Origin of the sequence: Lentilactobacillus farraginis DSM 18382 = JCM 14108, assembly GCF_000583655.1 — a bacterium.
Lineage (GTDB): Bacteria > Bacillota > Bacilli > Lactobacillales > Lactobacillaceae > Lentilactobacillus > Lentilactobacillus farraginis.
The window spans coordinates 1-539 of record NZ_BAKI01000129.1 but is presented as its reverse complement, the minus strand read 5'-3'; the positions used below and the strand labels follow the sequence as shown (position 1 = coordinate 539).

At 34.5% G+C, this 539-nt stretch carries 1 protein-coding gene; it reads left to right on the top strand.

What is annotated here, in order from left to right; translation table 11 throughout:
• On the top strand, nt 1-268 hold a 268-nt coding region (locus JCM14108_RS14025), incomplete at its 5' end, for a sugar-binding domain-containing protein (protein WP_035181603.1).
• Between the last annotated feature and the right edge of the window lie 271 nt (nt 269-539).

Genomic DNA, 539 nt, shown 5'->3' with positions numbered 1-539 from the left:
AGATCAAACTAAGATTCAATATTTAAGGAAAAACTCTGTGGGTGATATAGTTTCACATTTTATTACCTCTGACGGTCATGTTGCTGATCCAGAGCTAGATAAGCGTACAGTTGCAATTCCTTTAGAAAAGCTAAGAGAGAAGAAATATTCTATTTTAATTGCAGGTGGTGAGGCTAAGCTTTTGGCGATTCACGCTGCTTTGAGTGGCCGGTATGCTAATGTTTTGATTGTTGATCAACTGGTTGCTAGAGAACTACTTAAGTTATAATCTTTAGATTACATTAGTTGCAAAAAGTCGTGAACAACCTAAGAGGTCGTGAAAGGCAAGCAATAGATCGGTACTTTCTAATATCATGTGATTTGCCAGTCATCTTTTTCTTAATTTATAGGGATTTATTTGCTGAATTTTTATTAATTTACATTAGATTGAAAAGGACAATAATTCAAAAGGCTCTGTAACAATTGAAAACGTTTTTTGATCTATTGCTTGATTGTGTACGGGCTTTTGCGCTAGTAAGACGATTGACACTACATTAATC